Source organism: Bradyrhizobium sp. (assembly GCF_049581145.1).
Taxonomy (GTDB): Bacteria; Pseudomonadota; Alphaproteobacteria; order Rhizobiales; family Xanthobacteraceae; genus Bradyrhizobium.
The window spans coordinates 1-17,337 of record NZ_JBAURI010000100.1; the positions used below are offsets into that span (position 1 = coordinate 1).

General features: G+C 62.0%; 18 protein-coding genes and 1 pseudogene. 12 read left to right on the top strand and 7 right to left on the bottom strand.

Features of this window, described 5'->3' with window-relative positions; translation table 11 throughout:
* From WCB02_RS03180 to WCB02_RS03200, 5 genes are all read right to left on the bottom strand, one after another.
* Positions 1–448, bottom strand: a 448-nt coding sequence (locus WCB02_RS03180; RefSeq protein WP_423956291.1) for an ABC transporter ATP-binding protein, incomplete at its 3' end; no start/stop codon positions are given.
* 9 nt (positions 449–457) lie between these two features.
* Positions 458–1,264: an ABC transporter permease gene (locus WCB02_RS03185; protein WP_423956293.1), complete on the bottom strand. Its 807-nt coding sequence runs from the start codon at positions 1,262–1,264 to the stop codon at positions 458–460.
* A gap of 4 nt (positions 1,265–1,268) precedes the next feature.
* Positions 1,269–2,177, bottom strand: coding sequence for an ABC transporter permease (locus WCB02_RS03190; protein ID WP_423956295.1), 909 nt, complete (start codon positions 2,175–2,177; stop codon positions 1,269–1,271).
* A gap of 66 nt (positions 2,178–2,243) precedes the next feature.
* The gene (locus tag WCB02_RS03195) at positions 2,244–3,308 is read right to left on the bottom strand and encodes an ABC transporter substrate-binding protein (protein WP_423956297.1); all 1,065 of its coding nucleotides are present in this window, start codon (positions 3,306–3,308) and stop codon (positions 2,244–2,246) included.
* A gap of 64 nt (positions 3,309–3,372) precedes the next feature.
* Positions 3,373–4,098, bottom strand: a complete 726-nt coding sequence (locus tag WCB02_RS03200; RefSeq protein WP_423956300.1) for an isochorismatase family protein — start codon at positions 4,096–4,098, stop codon at positions 3,373–3,375.
* 182 nt (positions 4,099–4,280) lie between these two features.
* Between WCB02_RS03200 and WCB02_RS03205 the strand changes: the two genes are divergently transcribed.
* Positions 4,281–5,186, top strand: coding sequence for a LysR family transcriptional regulator (locus WCB02_RS03205; RefSeq protein WP_423956303.1), 906 nt, complete (start codon positions 4,281–4,283; stop codon positions 5,184–5,186).
* A 104-nt stretch (positions 5,187–5,290) separates the two neighbouring features.
* The gene (locus WCB02_RS03210) at positions 5,291–5,458 is read left to right on the top strand and encodes a CDGSH iron-sulfur domain-containing protein (RefSeq protein WP_423956305.1); all 168 of its coding nucleotides are present in this window, start codon (positions 5,291–5,293) and stop codon (positions 5,456–5,458) included.
* A 23-nt stretch (positions 5,459–5,481) separates the two neighbouring features.
* Here the strand turns inward: WCB02_RS03210 and WCB02_RS03215 are convergent, their stop codons facing one another.
* On the bottom strand, positions 5,482–7,071 hold the full coding sequence (locus tag WCB02_RS03215) for a hypothetical protein (protein WP_423956307.1): 1,590 nt from the start codon (positions 7,069–7,071) through the stop codon (positions 5,482–5,484).
* 37 nt (positions 7,072–7,108) lie between these two features.
* On the bottom strand, positions 7,109–7,420 hold the full coding sequence (locus WCB02_RS03220) for a carboxymuconolactone decarboxylase family protein (protein ID WP_423956309.1): 312 nt from the start codon (positions 7,418–7,420) through the stop codon (positions 7,109–7,111).
* A 168-nt stretch (positions 7,421–7,588) separates the two neighbouring features.
* Between WCB02_RS03220 and WCB02_RS03225 the strand changes: the two genes are divergently transcribed.
* The 10 genes and pseudogenes from WCB02_RS03225 to WCB02_RS03270 form a co-directional block, all read left to right on the top strand.
* Positions 7,589–7,780: a hypothetical protein gene (locus tag WCB02_RS03225; RefSeq protein WP_423956311.1), complete on the top strand. Its 192-nt coding sequence runs from the start codon at positions 7,589–7,591 to the stop codon at positions 7,778–7,780.
* Between the two features lie 3 nt (positions 7,781–7,783).
* Positions 7,784–8,845: an amidohydrolase gene (locus WCB02_RS03230; RefSeq protein WP_423956313.1), complete on the top strand. Its 1,062-nt coding sequence runs from the start codon at positions 7,784–7,786 to the stop codon at positions 8,843–8,845.
* Positions 8,814–9,563: a trimeric intracellular cation channel family protein gene (locus WCB02_RS03235; RefSeq protein WP_423956315.1), complete on the top strand. Its 750-nt coding sequence runs from the start codon at positions 8,814–8,816 to the stop codon at positions 9,561–9,563. The genes WCB02_RS03230 and WCB02_RS03235 overlap by 32 nt, the downstream gene beginning before the upstream one ends.
* Positions 9,564–10,100: 537 nt before the next feature.
* On the top strand, positions 10,101–11,039 hold the full coding sequence (locus tag WCB02_RS03240) for an alpha/beta fold hydrolase (protein ID WP_423956317.1): 939 nt from the start codon (positions 10,101–10,103) through the stop codon (positions 11,037–11,039).
* A gap of 50 nt (positions 11,040–11,089) precedes the next feature.
* The gene (locus tag WCB02_RS03245) at positions 11,090–12,976 is read left to right on the top strand and encodes an MFS transporter (RefSeq protein ID WP_423956319.1); all 1,887 of its coding nucleotides are present in this window, start codon (positions 11,090–11,092) and stop codon (positions 12,974–12,976) included.
* A 350-nt stretch (positions 12,977–13,326) separates the two neighbouring features.
* On the top strand, positions 13,327–13,833 hold the full coding sequence (locus WCB02_RS03250; protein WP_423956321.1) for a hypothetical protein: 507 nt from the start codon (positions 13,327–13,329) through the stop codon (positions 13,831–13,833).
* 506 nt (positions 13,834–14,339) lie between these two features.
* Positions 14,340–14,486 carry a hypothetical protein gene (locus tag WCB02_RS03255; protein WP_423956323.1) on the top strand — a complete coding sequence of 49 codons (147 nt, stop codon included), beginning with the start codon at positions 14,340–14,342 and terminating at the stop codon, positions 14,484–14,486.
* 174 nt (positions 14,487–14,660) lie between these two features.
* Positions 14,661–15,947, top strand: coding sequence for an aminotransferase class I/II-fold pyridoxal phosphate-dependent enzyme (locus WCB02_RS03260; protein WP_423956325.1), 1,287 nt, complete (start codon positions 14,661–14,663; stop codon positions 15,945–15,947).
* Between the two features lie 59 nt (positions 15,948–16,006).
* Positions 16,007–16,876, top strand: coding sequence for a GntR family transcriptional regulator (locus WCB02_RS03265; protein WP_423956328.1), 870 nt, complete (start codon positions 16,007–16,009; stop codon positions 16,874–16,876).
* Positions 16,877–17,024: 148 nt separating this feature from the next.
* Positions 17,025–17,337, top strand: a pseudogene (locus WCB02_RS03270) (cyclase family protein); the annotation flags it as partial.

Consider the following 17,337-nt stretch of genomic DNA (forward strand, 5'->3'; position numbering starts at 1 on the left):
TGACCAGCGCGCGGGCCAGCGCGACGCGCTGCTGCTGGCCGCCCGACAGCTGCTTCGGCAGCCGCTCGGCCAGATGCTTCAGGCGGACGCGCGTCAGCGCGTCCGCCACGCGGCGGGCGATGTCCGGCTTCGCGACCTTGCGCATTTCGAGGCCGAACGCGACATTCTCGGCGACCGTCATGTGCGGAAACAGCGCGTAGTTCTGGAACACGAAGCCCATGTTGCGTTTGGCGGGCGGCAGCCGAGTGATGTCGCGGCCATTGACGCGAATGGTGCCGGCGCTGACCTCGACGAAGCCGCCGATCATCCGCAGCGTCGTGGTCTTGCCGCAGCCCGAGGGGCCGAGGAAGGTGACGAGTTCGCCCTGGCGAATGTTCAATGACATCCGGTGGACGGCGACATTGTCGTCATAGCTCTTGGAGACGTCATCGAGGATGAGCTCGGACATGGCGGGACCTCAGAACGCGCGGCTCAGCCGCGCATAGCGGCTGGTGATGAGGAGCAATGTCGCGATGATCGCGATCTGGACCGTCGCGACCGCGGCGATCGTCGAGTCCAGATTCCATTCGAGATAGTTGACGATCGCGATCTGCAGCGTGGTCCGTCCCGGACCGACCAGGAACAGCGACTTCTCCAGGTCGATAAAGGAGGCGACGAAGGCGAACAGGGCGGAAGCGATAATGGCCGGCCGGATCACCGGCAGCACGATCCGGAAGAAGATCGTCGCCGCCGACGCACCGAGGCTGGCTGCGGCCTCCGAAAGGGAGGCGTTGAAGCCGATCAACGCGGCCGTCGTCAGCCGGATGGTCCATGGCAGCGCGACCAGCAGATGCGCGAGGTAGAGTCCGGGCGCGGCGCCGGCGACCTGGATGTCGGTCAGGAGCTCGATGTCGATATAGAAGATGTAGATCGCGGCGCCACCGACGATCCCCGGCACCACCATCGGCGCCAGAAGGATGTTGGTGACCACGTCGCGGCCGCGGAACTTGAAGCGGGCAAGCGCGTAGCTGGCGGGGACGCCGAGCAGGAGGCTGCCGACCGATGCAAACAATGCGGTCTGCAGGCTCAAAAACAGCCCGTCGCGGAATTCGTCGCGTGACCAGGCGCGCACGTACCAGTCGAGCGTGTAGCCCTGTGGGGGAAACGACAGGATCTTGTTGGCGAAGAAGCTCGACCAGATAATGATCGCCAGCGGCAGCACGATGAAGCCGATCACCAGGGCCGTCGCCACGCGGTAGAAGGCGGTGGATGAGGTTGCGGTCATGCGCTTACTCCGCCCATCTGCGATAGCGGCGCTGCGCCAGCGCCGTGGCGCCGACCGTCAGCAGCAGGGTCGTGAACATCAGCACATAGGCGAGTGCCGCGCCGAACGGCCAGTTCATCGCGCGCTGCATCTGCTGGTAGACCTCCGGCGCCATGGCGTGAAATTTCGGGCCGCCAATAAGCACCGGCGTTGCATAGGCATTCATGGACAGTGTGAAGCAGAGCAGGAATCCGGCCATGATGCCGGGCAGGGCAAGCGGCATCACGACGCGCCGTATCATCGTGAAGTGGGATGCGCCGAGGCTGCTCGCCACCTCTTCGAGCGAGGGGTCGATCCCCTCCAGCACGCTCTGCAGGGTCAGGATCATGAACGGCAGCAGCACTGAGATCAGCCCGATGATGACGGCGGTTTCCGTATACATGATCTCGATATGGTCGGTGAGACCGACGGCGGCGACGATCGCGGAAGCGAGACCGCGGTCGCTGAGGATCACCATCCAAGCTGCGGTGCGCACGGCATTACCCATCATCAAGGGCAGAACCAGCGAGATCATCAGCAGTGCCTTCAGCCGGGCGCTGGCCAGCCGCACCATGAAATAGGCGACCGGGAAACCGAAGATCAGGCATGCGATGGAGGAGGTCGCGGAGATCCTGATCGTGGTGAACAGAACCTCGCGATAATAGGGGTCGGCCAGAAACTTGGCATAGTTCTCGAACGTGAACGCACTGACCATCAGTTCGCCCGGGACGAACCGGTTGAAGCTGTCGCGCAGCAGGATCGCGAGCGGCCCGAGCAGCAGCATAATCACGAGCAGAACCCCGGGACCTGTGAGCAGGACGACCGGGGATCGTATCAGCGCGTTGCGCGGGCGCGGGATTTTCAGGCTTTCGGCGCGGAGGGCAGCAGTCGTCATCGAGTTCACGCCGTCTTCCTCAAAGCCATACGCCGTCCCGCATCGCCTGCTGATTGACAGGGCAGCTCAGGCTCGGGCCACGTTCTTGTTCCACCATTCGAGCCATTCCGCCGTGTTCTTGGCGACATAGCCATAATCGGGGAATCTGAGTTTGGCCCGCTCCGCTTCGGAGAAATCGATTTTGGCGCGCAGGTCCGGCGGCAGCTCGGCCGCGCCGTTTGCCGGCGCATAGAAGCTCGCCGCCGACAGGTTCGCCATCGCGTTCCGGTCGATCATCGCGTTGAGATAATAATACGCCGCCTCCTTGTTCGGGGCTTTCTTCGACATGCAGGCACCGAAGGTGATGGCGATAGCACCTTCGTCTGGATAGGCGATCGTCAGCGGCAGGCCGTCCTTGGCCCATTGCAGGCCACGTGCCTTGTAGTTGAGAACCACATCAACCTCGCCGGACGCGAGCCCGGCCTGCATCTGCTGGTGGGTCGCGTAGATGCGCGGATTGGATTTTTCGCGCAGCTCGGCGAGGCGGGCGCGGCCGGCGTCCACCGAGGTCAGGTTGCCGGATGCGAGCAGCGAGGCGATCATCATGTAGTTGAAGTAGAGCTGGTTGGTCAGCCCGATCCTGCCGGCGAATTGCGGGTCCCACAGATCCCTGTACGAAGAGGGAGGATCCTTCAGCTTGTCCTTGTTGTAGATCAGCACGACGCCGCTGTAGAGCCAGGGAACGAAATAGGGCTTGTGCAGCGGCGCGATGATGTCGTTCGCATTCGACATCTTCGAGAAGTCGATCTCCGAGACGGCATCGTACGATTTCATCTCGAAGGCATCGGAGTCGTTGAGATGGATGACGTCGACGGTGCCGCGCGGCAGCCTCTGTTCGGCCAGCAGCTTGGATTTCCGCTCCGGCTCCATGCCGAGGTCGCGGACGATGTGGATGCCCTTGGCCTCGACCAGCGGCTGCTCCATCAGCTTCATGGTGCGGTCGTTCCAGTCGCCGCCCCAGTTGGAGACGACGAGCTGGCCGCCGGGTTCGGCTCGCACCTGGACACCGGACAAGGCAAGGATACTGCCGGCGCCCGCGGCAGCCAAAAAGCGCCGACGATTGAATCCGTCGCGTATTGCTACTTCCTTCATATGCACCTCCTGTTATTCCATGCACCTTCCGTGCCGTGACGTGCCATCGGGCGGCTGCCCGGCTCTATTCAGCCGCCATGGATGACGGCTTGCGGCTGACGCGTTCCAGGTAGTTCACGCAGGTCTCGACGGTCTCGACGTCGGCGAACTTGGCGTCGATGTCATAAAGATTCCAGGCGACGGCGCCGGGCACGCGGTCGCCGATGCATTCCTTGACGGCGATGGTGCGGAAGCCCTCGGCGAGGCCGTCGCAGATCGTGGTGCGGACGCAGGCGGTGGCGGTGACGCCGGTAACCAGAATGGTGTCGACGCTGGCGGAGCGAAGGTAGCCGGCGAGCGGCGTGCCGCTGAACGAGGAGGCGCGCTTCTTCAGCATCACATACTCGCCCTCGATCGGCGCAATGCGCGAGTCGATGGCCCAGAGATCCTCGTCCTTCAGATTCACGGCCTCGACCGGGATCTTGTGGTGCCACATGCCCATATCGGTGTTGGGGTCGTTGCGGTCGGTGTTCTGATATGCGGTGGTGACATGCACCACGACGTGGCCATTGTCGCGGAACGCCTTCAGCAGCTTCTGCATGCCGGGGATCAGCTCATTGTCCATGGTGTCGCCGCAGTAGAAGGGATTGCCTGGGCGGGTCCAGGCATTGGCGAGATCGACGCTGACCAGGGCAGGCCGGCTGCCGAAGCCGATGCGGCGCTGGAAGCCGCGCTGCTTGTAGATTTCGGTGCTGGCATCGAAGGCATCGCGCAAGGCGCGTTCGAGCTTTTCGTGCAGGGCTTCTGACATCTGGCTATCTCATCGGTTGGCGGCCGGTCGCCGCTCGTGTCACGGACCGGCGGGAGGCTGGTTGCAACCCATCAAAACGCGGCCCACCGCTGCTGTGAATTGACGAGAGGTCCCCAATTGGTGCAAGCATTGCACCAATGCGCTGTGGCGATGGGCATCGCGCGCCAACGGGAGAAGCAGAGATGCGCTACCTGCCCGAAATCGAGGCAGTCCGGTCGTTTCGTCTCGTCGCGGAGGAGCTCAACTTCCGTCGCGCGGCGGAAAAGCTCGGCATCGATCACTCGGCGCTGTCGCGCCGCATCCGCGACCTCGAGCATCGTCTCGGTTTTGCGCTGTTCGATCGCACCACGCGCGAGGTCAGGGTCACCGACGCGGGCAAGGTCTTCCTCGAGGAGAACCGCACGCTGCTGCGGTCTCTGCAGCGGTCGGTCGACAATGCGCGGCTGGTCGCCGAAGGCATGGCCGGGCGCATCAGTGTCGGCTACATGTCGTTTGCCGCGGCCAGGCTGCTTCCCGAGGCGATCGCGCGCTTCAAGGCGCTGCGTCCGAACACGCGCTTCGAGCTGACCTATCTGCGAAGCCACGCCCAGAAGGAGGCACTGGCGCGCGGCGACATCGATGTCGCGCTGATGCTCGGCCCCTGGCAGAACGATTTCTTCGAGACCATCCCGATCTCGCGCGAGCCGCTCTGCGTCTATTTTCGGCGCGGGCACGCGGCCTTCGAAGCTGGTCCGGTCCCGACCGCGAGCCTGTCCGCCGAGGCCCTGATCATGGGCTCGCTGGAAGAGTGGGACACCTATCGCTGGGGGCTCGACGACCTGTTTTTCCGCAAGGGCGTGACGCCGAACGTCACGCTGGAGGCATCGAGCATTTCAGGAATTCTCGGGCTGGTGCAGGCGGGGCTTGGCTGTACGATCTTTCCGGAAAGCGTGGCGGCGCAGTGCCCGCCCGACATCCATCACCAGATCATCGCTGACAGCGATGTCGATGTCGAAACCATCGGTGTCGCGCTGCGCAGGCCGTCGCCGATCGTGCGCGAGTTCATGACGATCCTGCGCACGGAGTTCGCGGAAGCGAATGGACGATAGTGCGGTCCGGCCGTCGCATCTTCGCAGTCTGTCCTGCCAGAGGCGTGCTGCGGTCGCCGAGACACGGTAGTCCACAACATTCGTTCGATCGACAGAGGCAAGATATGAGCAAGACCCGCGCGCGTGTCGTCGTCACCAAGGATCTCGTAGTCTCGGCGGATGGTTTTGAAGACGAGGTCCGCAACCGGGTAACGCTGTGCCGGTGCGGACAGTCACAGAACAAGCCGTTCTGCGACGGCACTCACGCGCAGACGAAATTCAAAGATACGTAACCGCGTCAGCGCCGACCCGGGCGCTATCGACAAGTCTGATTGTGCGCATCCGGAATCGCAAGGAACGTAATACTGGCCGGGGCGAAACTCGCACGGCCCGCTTTTTCGGGCGAGCCTTCCAGCGTCGGCACGTTGTCATGGTCGCCCAACGCAAGATCGCTGCTATTTATCTGGACTTTCGCGTCGGTCAGAGTGCGGGCGGTCAAAGTATAACGCTGGCTTGTCATCGGCAGATCAAGGAACTGCGACGCCTTCCGGTCTGTATTGATGGCGAGCAACGCAACGCCGCCTTGCGTGCCGCGCAAGCACTGGGCGTAGAGGTGAAGGCTGGTTGCGGGTGAAGGACCGGGATTGAGCACGGTTGTTCCCATGAGCTTGCGCCACAGCAGCGCCGCCCAATAATTCGGCCGGGGCGTGAACGTGTTCCCGTCGAGCAGGCCGTAATCGCTGGATGCCAGCGTGTTGTGCATGTGGACCCTGACACCGTTTTTGGCTAAACGCCCGAGCTGATCGAGATAGCGGAAGCTGTCTAAAAAGGTCGAAGCCCACGGATTTCCGCCGCAAGCAGCGTCGGCTGTTTCAGTAAGCCAGATCGGCTTGCCGGGCTCGAACCTGTCGCGCAGGCCTGCATAGAAAGCCTCGATCGCGCCTGCGCGGGCAAGAAACTTTTCCGAAAGCGCCGCCGCTTCGGTCGTCTGCGATGCGGGACCCATCGCCGCGCAACGCTTCGAGGTTGCACCGTAGGAATGGTAGGAGAAGGCGTCGAAGACCGGCCCCGTGGCTTTCAGGAGGTCTTCGGAGGAGAGAATGCTTCCGGCGAGGCCAATCGGCGGCAGCGGGAGACCTTCTCCCACTCCGCCGGGCCCAAGGATCGTCATTTCAGGCGCAGCCGACTTCATGAAGGGCCGGAAGACGTTGATGTCGCGTGCATACGCGGCAGCATCATAACCCTTCGGCGCACCGCCCATTTCGGCGTAGGTTGGCTCATTCATGAATTCGGCGGCGGCAATGCTGCCGCCAATGGACTTGGTGTAGGCGAGAACTTTGCGTGCTTCGGATGGCGTCCAGACGCCCTGCCCATCGCGCGTGCCGGGACTTGTGGCGAAGGAGGTCACGACCTTCGCATCGATCGCTCGCGCAAAATCGACAACGCCCTTCCATTGCTGGCGGGTTAGAACGCCGTTAAATCCTTGTGGCGGATTTTTCGGCGGCGCTGCATCCGAATCCTGAAAGTATGTCGAGTTCGCCCACGTGCCGCTGACGCGCACATAGGCAGGACCCAGCGCTGCTGCCAAGGCTCGCAGACGCGGATTGGCCAGATTGATCGGCCCACGGTACTCGTACATGGACGGGTCCATCCCGGTGGGCACAGCGCCAGCCGGTGCCGACGCGGGTTTGCCATTTGCACCGTACGGTTTCCAAAACCGCCCGCCCGTAACCTCGATCATCTCGATGTTGTAGGACTGAAACCGCTCGTCGACAGTGCCGATGCGCGCCATCGTTGCTGGCGCGAGCGCCGGCGCGGATGCCGCAACCGCGGGCGATGAATACGCCAACAGGCCCACGATGGTTGTCGTGATGACGGCTTTGGCAATTTGCTGCTTCTTCCTCATGATTTTCTTCTTTCTGCTCACGACTCACCGGGAACATTTACGGAAGTGGAGCGGCTTTTGATCTCCTGCTTGTTTCAAGCCGCCAACGTCTCGTCACGTCTTTTTCGGTCGTTTTGGTGTCGTAGGCATCGATCGTCCGCGCCGAATAGACCATCGTCGCGCCCGCGTTGACCATGATGGCAACGCCGAGAGCCTCAACAATCTCCTCCCTGATCGCGCCGGCTTTGATGGCGGCGTCTGTGCGAGCATTGATGCAGCCGTCGCAGCGCAAGGTCACGACAACAGCGAAGGCAATAAGTTCGCGCGCTTTTGCGTCTATATGAGTTGACTTCACATTGGCATGGGACAAGCCGGCATAGGCCTTACCAATCTCTGATTGGCAGCGGATATTTCTCTTGCGGCAGCATTTACCTGATCGCGGTAGGCACCCCAGTTCATCATCAAATATTTGTTTTTTCGTTATGGGTTGGCCACGATTGCCATTACTCCTCGCGCATAAAAGGAGTAGCATTTTCTGATGACAGACCCATCAGCCACCATCCTCGCGAACCTCCCCGGCCTCCTGCCTGAACTTGAGGCGCTGTATAAGGATGTGCACGCGCATCCTGAGCTTTCGATGCAGGAAAACCGCACGGCGGAAATCGCAGCGAAGCATCTTCGCAGAAGACCGACGACCCCGGTTTTGCCGACGCCCGTGGTCACCTCATAGCCGTTGTCGCGCAACGGCGAAGGTCCCACGGTGATGTTGCGCGCGGATATGGATGCCCTCCCCGTACGGGAGGTGAGTGGCGTCCCATATGCGAGCACCGTCACGACCAAAGATGCCGCCGGGAATACGACTCCGGTGGCGCATTCATGCGGTCATGACATGCACGTGGCATGGCTGACAGGTGTGGCCGCGCTGTTCGCAAAACAGCGCGATGCTTGGCGCGGCACCTTGATGCCGGTATTTCAGCCGGGTGAAGAGACGGCGCAAGGCGCGCAGGCCATGATCGACGACGGCCTGTTCAAACGGTTCCCAAAGCCTGATGTCGTGCTCGGCCAGCACGTCATGGTCGGGCCTTCAGGCACGGTCGCAGGCAGCGCCGGGCCTATCACATCCGCGGCCGATAGCCTGCAAATCCGCCTGTTCGGGCGCGGTGCGCACGGCTCGATGCCGCAAGCCAGCATCGATCCCGTCGTCATGGCGGCAGCGATCGTCTTGCGGCTGCAAACGATTGTTTCGCGGGAAGTGGCTGCCACCGATGCTGCTGTGGTGACCGTCGGTGTTTTGCAAGCGGGCACCAAGGAAAACGTGATCCCCGACGAAGCCATCATCAAGCTGAACATCCGGACATTCGATGAGGGCGTGCGCAAGCATGTGCTTGGGGCGATCGAACGGATCGTCAATGCCGAAGCGCAGGCTTCCGGTGCGCCCCGGAAACCGGAAATAACGACGCTGGATCGCTATCCGCTCAACGTCAATGACAAGACGGCAAGCGACCGGGTCGCGGATGCCCTCCGCCGTCATTTCACACCCGACCGCGTCCGGCACACAGGGCCTGCGCCGGCGAGCGAGGACTTCGGCTGCTTCGGGAGTGAATGGAACGCACCGTCGGTCTACTGGTTTGTCGGCGGCACCGATCCCGGAATCTATGCCAAAGCCAAGGCCGCGGGACGGATCAACGAGCTGCCAGTCAATCACAGTCCGCTGTTCGCCCCCGTCATACATCCAACTCTGCAGACGGGTGTTGAGGCCATGGTTGCGGGCGCGTTGGCATGGCTCGCCAAATGAAGCAGCAATCGAAAGCTTCAATGTCGGGACGGCGGGGGCGCTGTTGCCTCTGATCCCGGTTCTCGAACAGAAGACGATTCACGATCTTCTGCTGATTTACGATCTTTCGGGCACATTTGTTTTCGCGATTAGCGGTGCGATGTTGGGCGCACGTCGCCGGCTCGATATTTTCGGAATTCTGGTCTTGTCATTCGCCGCTTCCAGTGCGGGTGGTATCACGCGCGATCTGCTGATCGGCGCCGTCCCGCCCGCCGCCATCAGTGACTGGCGTTATGTTGCGGTTTCTCTCGCCGCCGGCCTGTTGAGTTTTTTCGGCGCTCCGCTCGTCACACGGCTGCGCACCGCGATATCGGTATTCGACGCTGCAGGGCTTGCGCTCTTCGCCGTTTCCGGCGCCCAAAAGGCTCTGGCCTACGGCCTCAACCCGTTCATGGCGGCACTCCTTGGAATGCTCACTGGCATCGGCGGGGGCATTGCGCGTGATCTGCTGGTCGCCCGGACACCTGTCGTGCTTCGCAGTGACCTCTATGCGCTGGCCGCTTTGGCCGGCGCCGTGCTTGTTGTGATCGGCCACCGACTGAATTGGCCAATCGTCCCGACCTCTATCGCGGGAGCTCTCCTTTGTTTCGCGCTGCGCCTGATGGCGATCAGGTTCGGCTGGAATCTACCGGTCGCGCGGTCGACCGAAGGTGGCGACGAAGATGCCAAAAGCGAATGATGGCGGCGGCGTGTCGGCTGGCCGCGGGCCAATAGCTGGCACTTCCAGTGTGCGAGACCAAGCGTCATTGAATGCGTTGAACGTCCCAAGCCGTAAAGTCCGGGTTCAAGCGTACGGGCGTGTTACCGTCGCTCATGTCCAGATGTGACGCCATAGATATAAGCACCATCTCTGGGCGAGCCTTCGCGGCGAGCACTGACGACCTGCCTGGTTCGGGCCTACATTCCTCATCTGATTGACGAAGGCGCCTTGACGAACGGCCTCGGCTTCTAAGCTCAGGCCCTGGCGCCCTGCGCTGCAACAGCAACTCGGCCGGCAAGTCTCCCGTGTCATTCTGCCGAGCGGCGGAGTTGACTGGCGTTTTTTTGAAAGCGCGAGCTCGGGCTCTGATCTACCAGCCAGGAGCGCCAGCGCGCATCGGTCATTCCACGCCATGCTACGCCAGTACACGATGCCAAGGGCGGATCGGTTGCAACGCGATCTGCTTTTCGGTCTCTGTACCCCGACGCGCAAAGGACCGAGGGGGGACGAGAAGCGATGCCGTATGTCGAGGCGGCCGGAGCGAAGCTCCATTTTGAGGAGTGTGGCCAGGGGTATCCGATCATCTTCATCCACGAATTCGCGTCTGACCTGCGTGGATGGGAAAACCAGCTTCGCCATTTTTCCCGCGGCTACCGTTGCATCGCCTACAATGCCCGCGGCTATCCACCCAGCGATGTTCCCGAAGATGCGGCCTCGTATGGCTGGGAATTCGCCGCCGACGATGTCGGCGCGGTGATGTGGGGCCTCAAGATCGAACGCGCCCATCTGGTCGGCTCGAGCATGGGCGGATATGCCGCTCTGCAGTTCGGGCTGCGCTACCCGGGAAAGGCAAGCGCGATTGTTGCAGCCGGTGTGGGATCTGGTTCGCATCCTTCGGAGCGTGCTTCCTGGTTGAGGGAAACCTCCGTTCTCTCGCGCACCTTCATTGACCATGGAATGGTCTCGACGGCCAGGAGACTGGCACGCGGTCCGGCCCGCATCCAGCTGAAATACAAGGACCGGGAGAGTTGGAGGGAATTCGTCGCCCGGCTGGGCCAAAGTTCGGCAGTTGGTATGTCGAACACGATGGCGCACTGCCAGGCCCTGCGGCCGTCACTCCATGATCTGCGCGATCAGCTTTCAGAGCTGACTGTTCCGGTATTGCTCGCGGTCGGCGACGAAGACGTTCGCTGCCTCGATACCAACCTGATGCTCAAATCGACGCTTCGCAATGCGGGTCTGTGGATCTGCCCCAATACCGGCCATGCCATCAATCTGGAAGAGCCGCTCGCCCTCAACACGCAGATCGAGAGCTTCCTGGGTGCCGTCGACTGCGGCAGCTGGCGTCGCGGATTTCCAGGGATCGGGATCACCGCGCACCAGGGAGGTGTCGATGCGCATGTCGAGACAAATCGTCCATCCAGGCCAATCACCAAGCATCCGATGCCGACGTGATTTCGCTGCAAAGCCATTGATGGCCTTCAGCTCATTCAAGAGAGACCCTCGTGAAACCCAGAGTTGGCGTTTATCTCTCCGAAGGCACGGCCGCGCGGCTGGCGGAAGCAGCCAAAAAGCCCCATGCCACAAAATCGGCGCTCGTCGAAGCAGCCCTCGATCGCTACTTTGGCTATGACGATGCTATCGGCGATACCACGCGTGTGGCGCAGCATCTGGCCGGATTGAGAAGTCAGCTCGAAGAGCTCGATCGCAATCTCAGAATCGCCAACGAGACGGCAGCTCTGCACGCGCGGTTCCATCTGGCCGTGACCCAACCAGTGCCGGTGGGAGAACTGGCGGCTGTCTGCACGCTCGGCGCCGAACGCTTCGAGGAATTCGCCGCGCAGGTCGGACGGCGGGTCGATCTCGGTACGGGGCTCATCCGGGAGACGATCGACAGCGTCAACGCGACGAAGTCGGCCCCGTTTGCCGCTGCTGAAGGGGGGCCCTCGGACAAGGGAGCCACGCTTTGCGAGCCCGATATTCGACCATCGAGCGCAATCGACGACGCATCTTTTCTCCTCGCGGCCGATGCAACGCTGGGGCAGAAGGCCGTCGAAGCGGCGCTGTTCCGTGATTCCGCGACCTGCCGCAAAACCAGGGAAGGTGAGGGGGCGCTCCCATCACGATGGTTGGTGCCAAGCTGGCTAATGGCAAAGGAACAAGTGGCGAAGGATCCGGTCAAAAAGTGGTCCCCGATTCTGCGCGTCTTCCTGCCATTCGTGTTTGGTTATTACATCGCCTATCTGTTCCGGACGATCAACGCCGTCATGGCGGTTCCACTGTCGACGGAATTGGGGCTCGGTGCCGACGATCTTGGCTTGTTGACCTCGGTGTACTTCTTGACCTTCGCGGCCGCCCAGATACCCATAGGCATTCTCCTCGATCGATATGGTCCACGGCGGGTCCAGAGCGCGTTGCTGGTGGTCGCGGCGGCCGGCGCGGCATTGTTCGCGGCGTCGGACCATTTTTGGATGCTTCTGGCCGGTCGGGCGTTGATAGGCCTGGGTGTTGCCTCCGCCATGACCGCGGGATTGAAGGCGCTTGTTCTGTGGTTTCCAAACGATCGCGTGCCGCTCCTGAACGGTCTGATGGTGATGCTGGGGGCGCTCGGTGCGGTGACGGCGACATTGCCAGCTAACCTCTTGCTCGATTGGATGGGGTGGCGCGAACTGTTTGGTCTGCTGGCTGGGCTGACGGCCGCCAGCGCGGTCATAATCCATCTCATCGTGCCAGAGGCCAGCCCGGTCGGAAGCGGCGCGATCTCGCTCGGATTGAGAAGAGTTTATTCCGATGCACGGTTCTGGCGTCTTGCGCCACTTTCGGCATCGTGCCTGGGAACGGCTTGGGCCCTCCAAGGACTTTGGGCAGCACAATGGCTCCGCGACGTGGAGGGCCTCGATCGTTCAGATGTGGTTTTTCATCTGTTTGCCATGGCGGTCGCACTCAGTCTGGGTGCCATTCTGCTCGGGGCGGCTGCCGATCGGTTGCGCAGGCGTGGTGTGGCACCAGAAGTCCTCCTGGAGTTTGTTGCGGCTCTATTTATCGCAACTCAGTTCGCATTGATCGTCCGCTTGCCCATACCGTCCTATTTGCAGTGGGCGGTTGTGGCGGCGGCAGGCTCGGCCACGGTACTCAGCTTTGCGATTCTGGCCTCCTATTTCCCGACACAGCTAGCCGGGCGGGCCAACGGGGCGCTGAATCTGTTTCACATCTCGGCGGCGTTCGTTGTGCAGTACGCGACAGGAGTCGTGCTTCAGCATTGGACACCAGAAGCTGGACGCTATCCCGAGATCGCCTATCAGACCGCCTTTGCTCTCAACCTCGTGCTTCAGGTCGCGGCGTGGATCTGGTTCATGTTTCGGGGAACCGATTCGCCGCGGGCGCTCGCGTGAGTGCCCTGTGCTGGCTGATCTGGTCAAGCGGGGTCGCGGCGGACTTGGCCAACACGATTTCAACCATTCCACCACCGCGATGGCCCTGGACTGTTGGGCTTTCGCCGTCGACGGCCGACCGAGCCTTGGTTGATGATCGGAGCTCTGTCGACAGCTATCGGAGGCGACGGAGGTTGGTTGCGAAGACATGGCGGCAGTCTATGGCATAGACAAATCTCGTTGTCGGTCTTTGGCCGCTCTAAACAGATGGCTCAGCGCACGTTTCCGCTGGGTAATCGGGCTTAACTGGGCGCGATCCCAATACGACAGTCCAGGCCCATCTCAGGGACTACCGGACCAGGAGTGTCAAGATGCGGGACAAGCGATTTTTCCAAGAGGGCTTTCTTTCCGATTCGCCGCATGTCCGGCCTTCGGCGCCAGCTTTGCCTATGGGCGACGACGCAGCTCTCCTTGCCCTCGATGCCCAATTCCATAGCTTTGCCGCGGAATTGGTCGCCGCACAGAGCGCTCGCCACGTGCCGGCAAATTCCCCCGCCGGCCGGCCGGCCTCCCGGAGCCACGTCCAAACGCGCATCGAGTCCGAGATGGATCAAGAAGACCAGTCGGAAAGAACGGAGGCCATCTTGGCCCGTCTGTATCCCATCGAGCAGGCGATCATGACCACGCCAGCACGCACAATCAAGGGATTGGGCGTCAAGGCCCGCCACGTGGCCTATGTGATGTCGCACTGCTGGGAGAAACCTATCGAGCAAATCGATTGGGATGCGCGAGCGATGCGTCTGCTGATCGAAGCGGTCTGCGGGCTTGCTGATGTACCATTGCCAGGCTGCGAAGCGGCAAACAATGTCTCGCCCTGATGTTGCAAACATCCCCTCCACCCAGGCAAGGAATCAAAGCAGCGACACTGTGATTTCAGCCGCGCCATTCCATTCACGGAACGGCCGAGCTGGATCCGAAGCGCTGTTTGCATGGTTTCGGCGCGACATGCATCGATATGTCAGCTCAACCATCCTCCAACAGCAGCAGCTGAGCGACACGCTGGCACCAGAATGGGTGCAGAGATCGGACAGAACGCGATCAGCTTTTCGAGTGCGTCCGCCGGCATAGCTCCGGCTTTCCTTGTCGACGGTGATTGTTCCTGATCGAGATTGCGAATGGCGTGTCCAGCTTTCAAGCCGCCCTGGCGCCCGCCGTGGCGATGAAGATCGGCAGCCTCTTGGTCTCCAACATAACCGCGTGGGTTTGCCAGGCCGCGATGGCCTGTCCGGGGCCATCGGGATCGGCGGTACCTTTCCCTTCGCCGCAAGGCCGATACCCGGAGCCAGACGATCTGGCGCCTGTCGGCGCGAGCCCTGGTCCGCGCATGACATATGGAGCCAGGCCTCTCGATCTGACGCCGGCGCTCGCTGCCGTGGTCCCGTTCAACGACATCGTGACCGGTGAGAGCTTGAAGAAGACCCTCGTCGTGCCTGTCCCTCGACCGATCGCGGTACCCTATCCGGCTTGGTAGCTGCACAGGCGATGCAGCCAGTGGTTTAGTTGATTTCAACGCCGGGGGCACGATCGTGCAATCCGCAGCATGTAAAGAGCCTGCCCATTCGTAACCGAGTCGCCCGGACGCATTCCTGCGCGCCAAGAAATCTTGGAGGGTGCGCCTTAGTGGTTGATCATGATGGAGAATAGCATGCAACAGGGGATCGCCTTGCCTGACGGTAGCCGCCCGGCCGCGCACTTTCGGAACACCGCCTATGTGATCAACGAGAGCAGGGACCACTTCGACGCTGCCCACGCAGCCGGGCTCATGGCGGTCCATGGGCGTTCCACAGCGGGGCGAGGCTTTGCGCTGGGCACCGGCCAGCTTGAGGATCGACCGCACGTCATCGATTTCGTGCGATGTTCCTATCTCGGTCTTGACAATCACCCGGTCATCGTCGCCGGGGCGATCGAAGCGATTGAGGCACAACGGTCTCTGCACTGGTCGTGCGCACGAACGCGCCTCAACTTCGATCTCCTGACTGAGCTTGAAGATAACCTGGCCGAGATGTTCGGTGCTCGCGTGATCGTGTTTTCGACCGTGATGCTCGCTAACCTCGGAGCGATGCCGATCCTTGCCTCCGGTCAGCTGACGGATGGAAAGAAGCCGGTTGTGGTTTTCGATCGGCTTGCGCATATCTCTCTCGCCTATCACAAGCCGGTGGTGGCCGATGAAACCCGGGTGGAGACGATCGGGCATAACGACATCGATGCTCTGGAACGCTTGTGCCGCCAGGAGCCTGTTGTTGCCTATGTATGCGACGGCGTTTACTCGATGGGAGGCCATGCGCCGATCCGGGAGCTGCGCCGGCTCCAGGACCGCTACGGGCTCTTTCTCTATATCGACGATGCCCACGGAATATCGTTGTTTGGCCGTCAAGGCGAAGGGTTTGCGCGCTCGCAGTTTCCTGGCGAGCTTGGTGACCGCACGATTTTGGCAGCGTCGCTAGGTAAGGGGTTTGGTGCATCGGGTGGCTTGCTGATGTTCGGAACCGCCGAGCAGGAGGCGCTATTCCGAAGGTATGCGATCCCCCATGCTTTCTCCGCGGCCGCCAATCTGGCGGCGGTCGGCGCGGCGCTTGGATCCTGCAAGATCCATCGCTCCGCAGAACTTGGTCAGCGGCAGAGACGATTGGCGCAACGCATCGACCTGTTCGATCGGCGCGTCGCAACCGCCGAACAGGGCAACTCACTTCCGATCAGGATGATCACGGTCGGATCCGAGATCGCAGCCATTGCCATCGCGAGAGAGTTTCTTGACGCCGGCTTTTACACCTCGGTGACGTTCTTCCCCACGGTCGCTCAGGGAAGGGCGGGAATTCGGGTGTGTCTCACCGCCGATCACGAAGTCCGCGACATCGAGCGGCTGTGCGACTGCATCCTTGGGCGGATGCCTGATGCAGCCTGCTCACCCTGCGCGGAGCCAGCGCTCGCCTGAACGCCGGCAACCGGCCGGGCAATCAGTGAAATGTCGGCGACCCGTCGGGGAGGAATTTCATGCGGCTGGATGGTGATGAGATATCGGCCCTGCAACGCAAAACGGAGTGGGATCATCAGCAATGGCCTATCGCCGGGCCGTTGCTCGACTCCGTTGGGGTGGACGCGCCGTTGAGCCAGCAGTTCTCGGCAGTTCCGTCCGCAACCGCCGACACGCTCGCCGAGCGCACCTACGCCCGACTGAGGTACGCCCTTATTGTCGGTCAGTTTGCCCCCGGAGAATGTATCACTCTCGGGGCATTGGCTCGGCAGCTTGGAACCAGCGTTACGCCGGTGCGCGATGCCCTGTCGCGGCTCGCGGCGGCCGACGCGCTGCATCAAAATCGTCAATCGGGAGTGGTCGTGCCACTATTGAGCCGTCCCGACCTCGACGAACTGTGCCGGCTCCGTCTGGCCATTGAAGGTTTTGCCTTCGCGAACGCCGCGCCGCGCCACCGCGTATCGGACTGGCGTGTGTTCAAAGTCCTGCACGCGGACCTGTGCAGGGCTGCAGAACGTGACGATCCTGTGCGGTTTGCAGCGGCGGTGTGGTCGGTCCGGGCGGCCATCCTCGGACTTGTTCGGTCGAGCATGCTGGCAATGCTGGTCGATCGGATCTGGTGCCGTCTCGGGCCGACATTCACCCATATGGCAGCCGATATTGCGAGGCGACGGCACATTTCATGTCATCTGGGCGCGATCGTCGCGGCGATTGGCGGCCGTGATCTCGATCAGGCGCGCAGGGCCGTGGCCGACGAGATCGCGATAGGGACGGTGCCGGCCTGCAGCGCCAATGTCGACGAACAACCTGCACCGTCGCTTGTCCCGATCGTCGCCATCGCAGGCCGAAAGGGCACCAGCCACAGCGAATCCGGTGCCGACCATGTCTAGGCGCTGGAAACGAAGACCCGGCGGCTCCAACTGGGGCGACTTTGGTCCTGACGATGAATTGGGGCGACTGAACTTTCTAACGCCAGAGGCCCGCAAGCGGGCGGTCGGTTATGTCCAGGAAGGGCTAACGTTTTGCCTTAGCCTTCCTTTGACTCTCCCCGGGGGCACCGTCGTCCACCGGCTGAGACACCCGCCCCGACTGGCCGCGCTGCCGCGCGACCAGGAGGGTGCCCTCAACTACAACTATCCGCTCGCCAAGGAAAACCCCCGTGCTACCGATATCGTCAGCGATGATGTTGTGACGCTGGCGACGCAGTACTCGACGCACTGGGACACTTTCGCTCATGTGGGCCAGAGTTTCGATGCCGACGGCGACGGGGTGCCCGAGCCGGTCTACTATAATGGATGGCGCGCGGGCCACGACATCGATGCGCCGGACGCCGCGACGGGAGCCGCGCGCA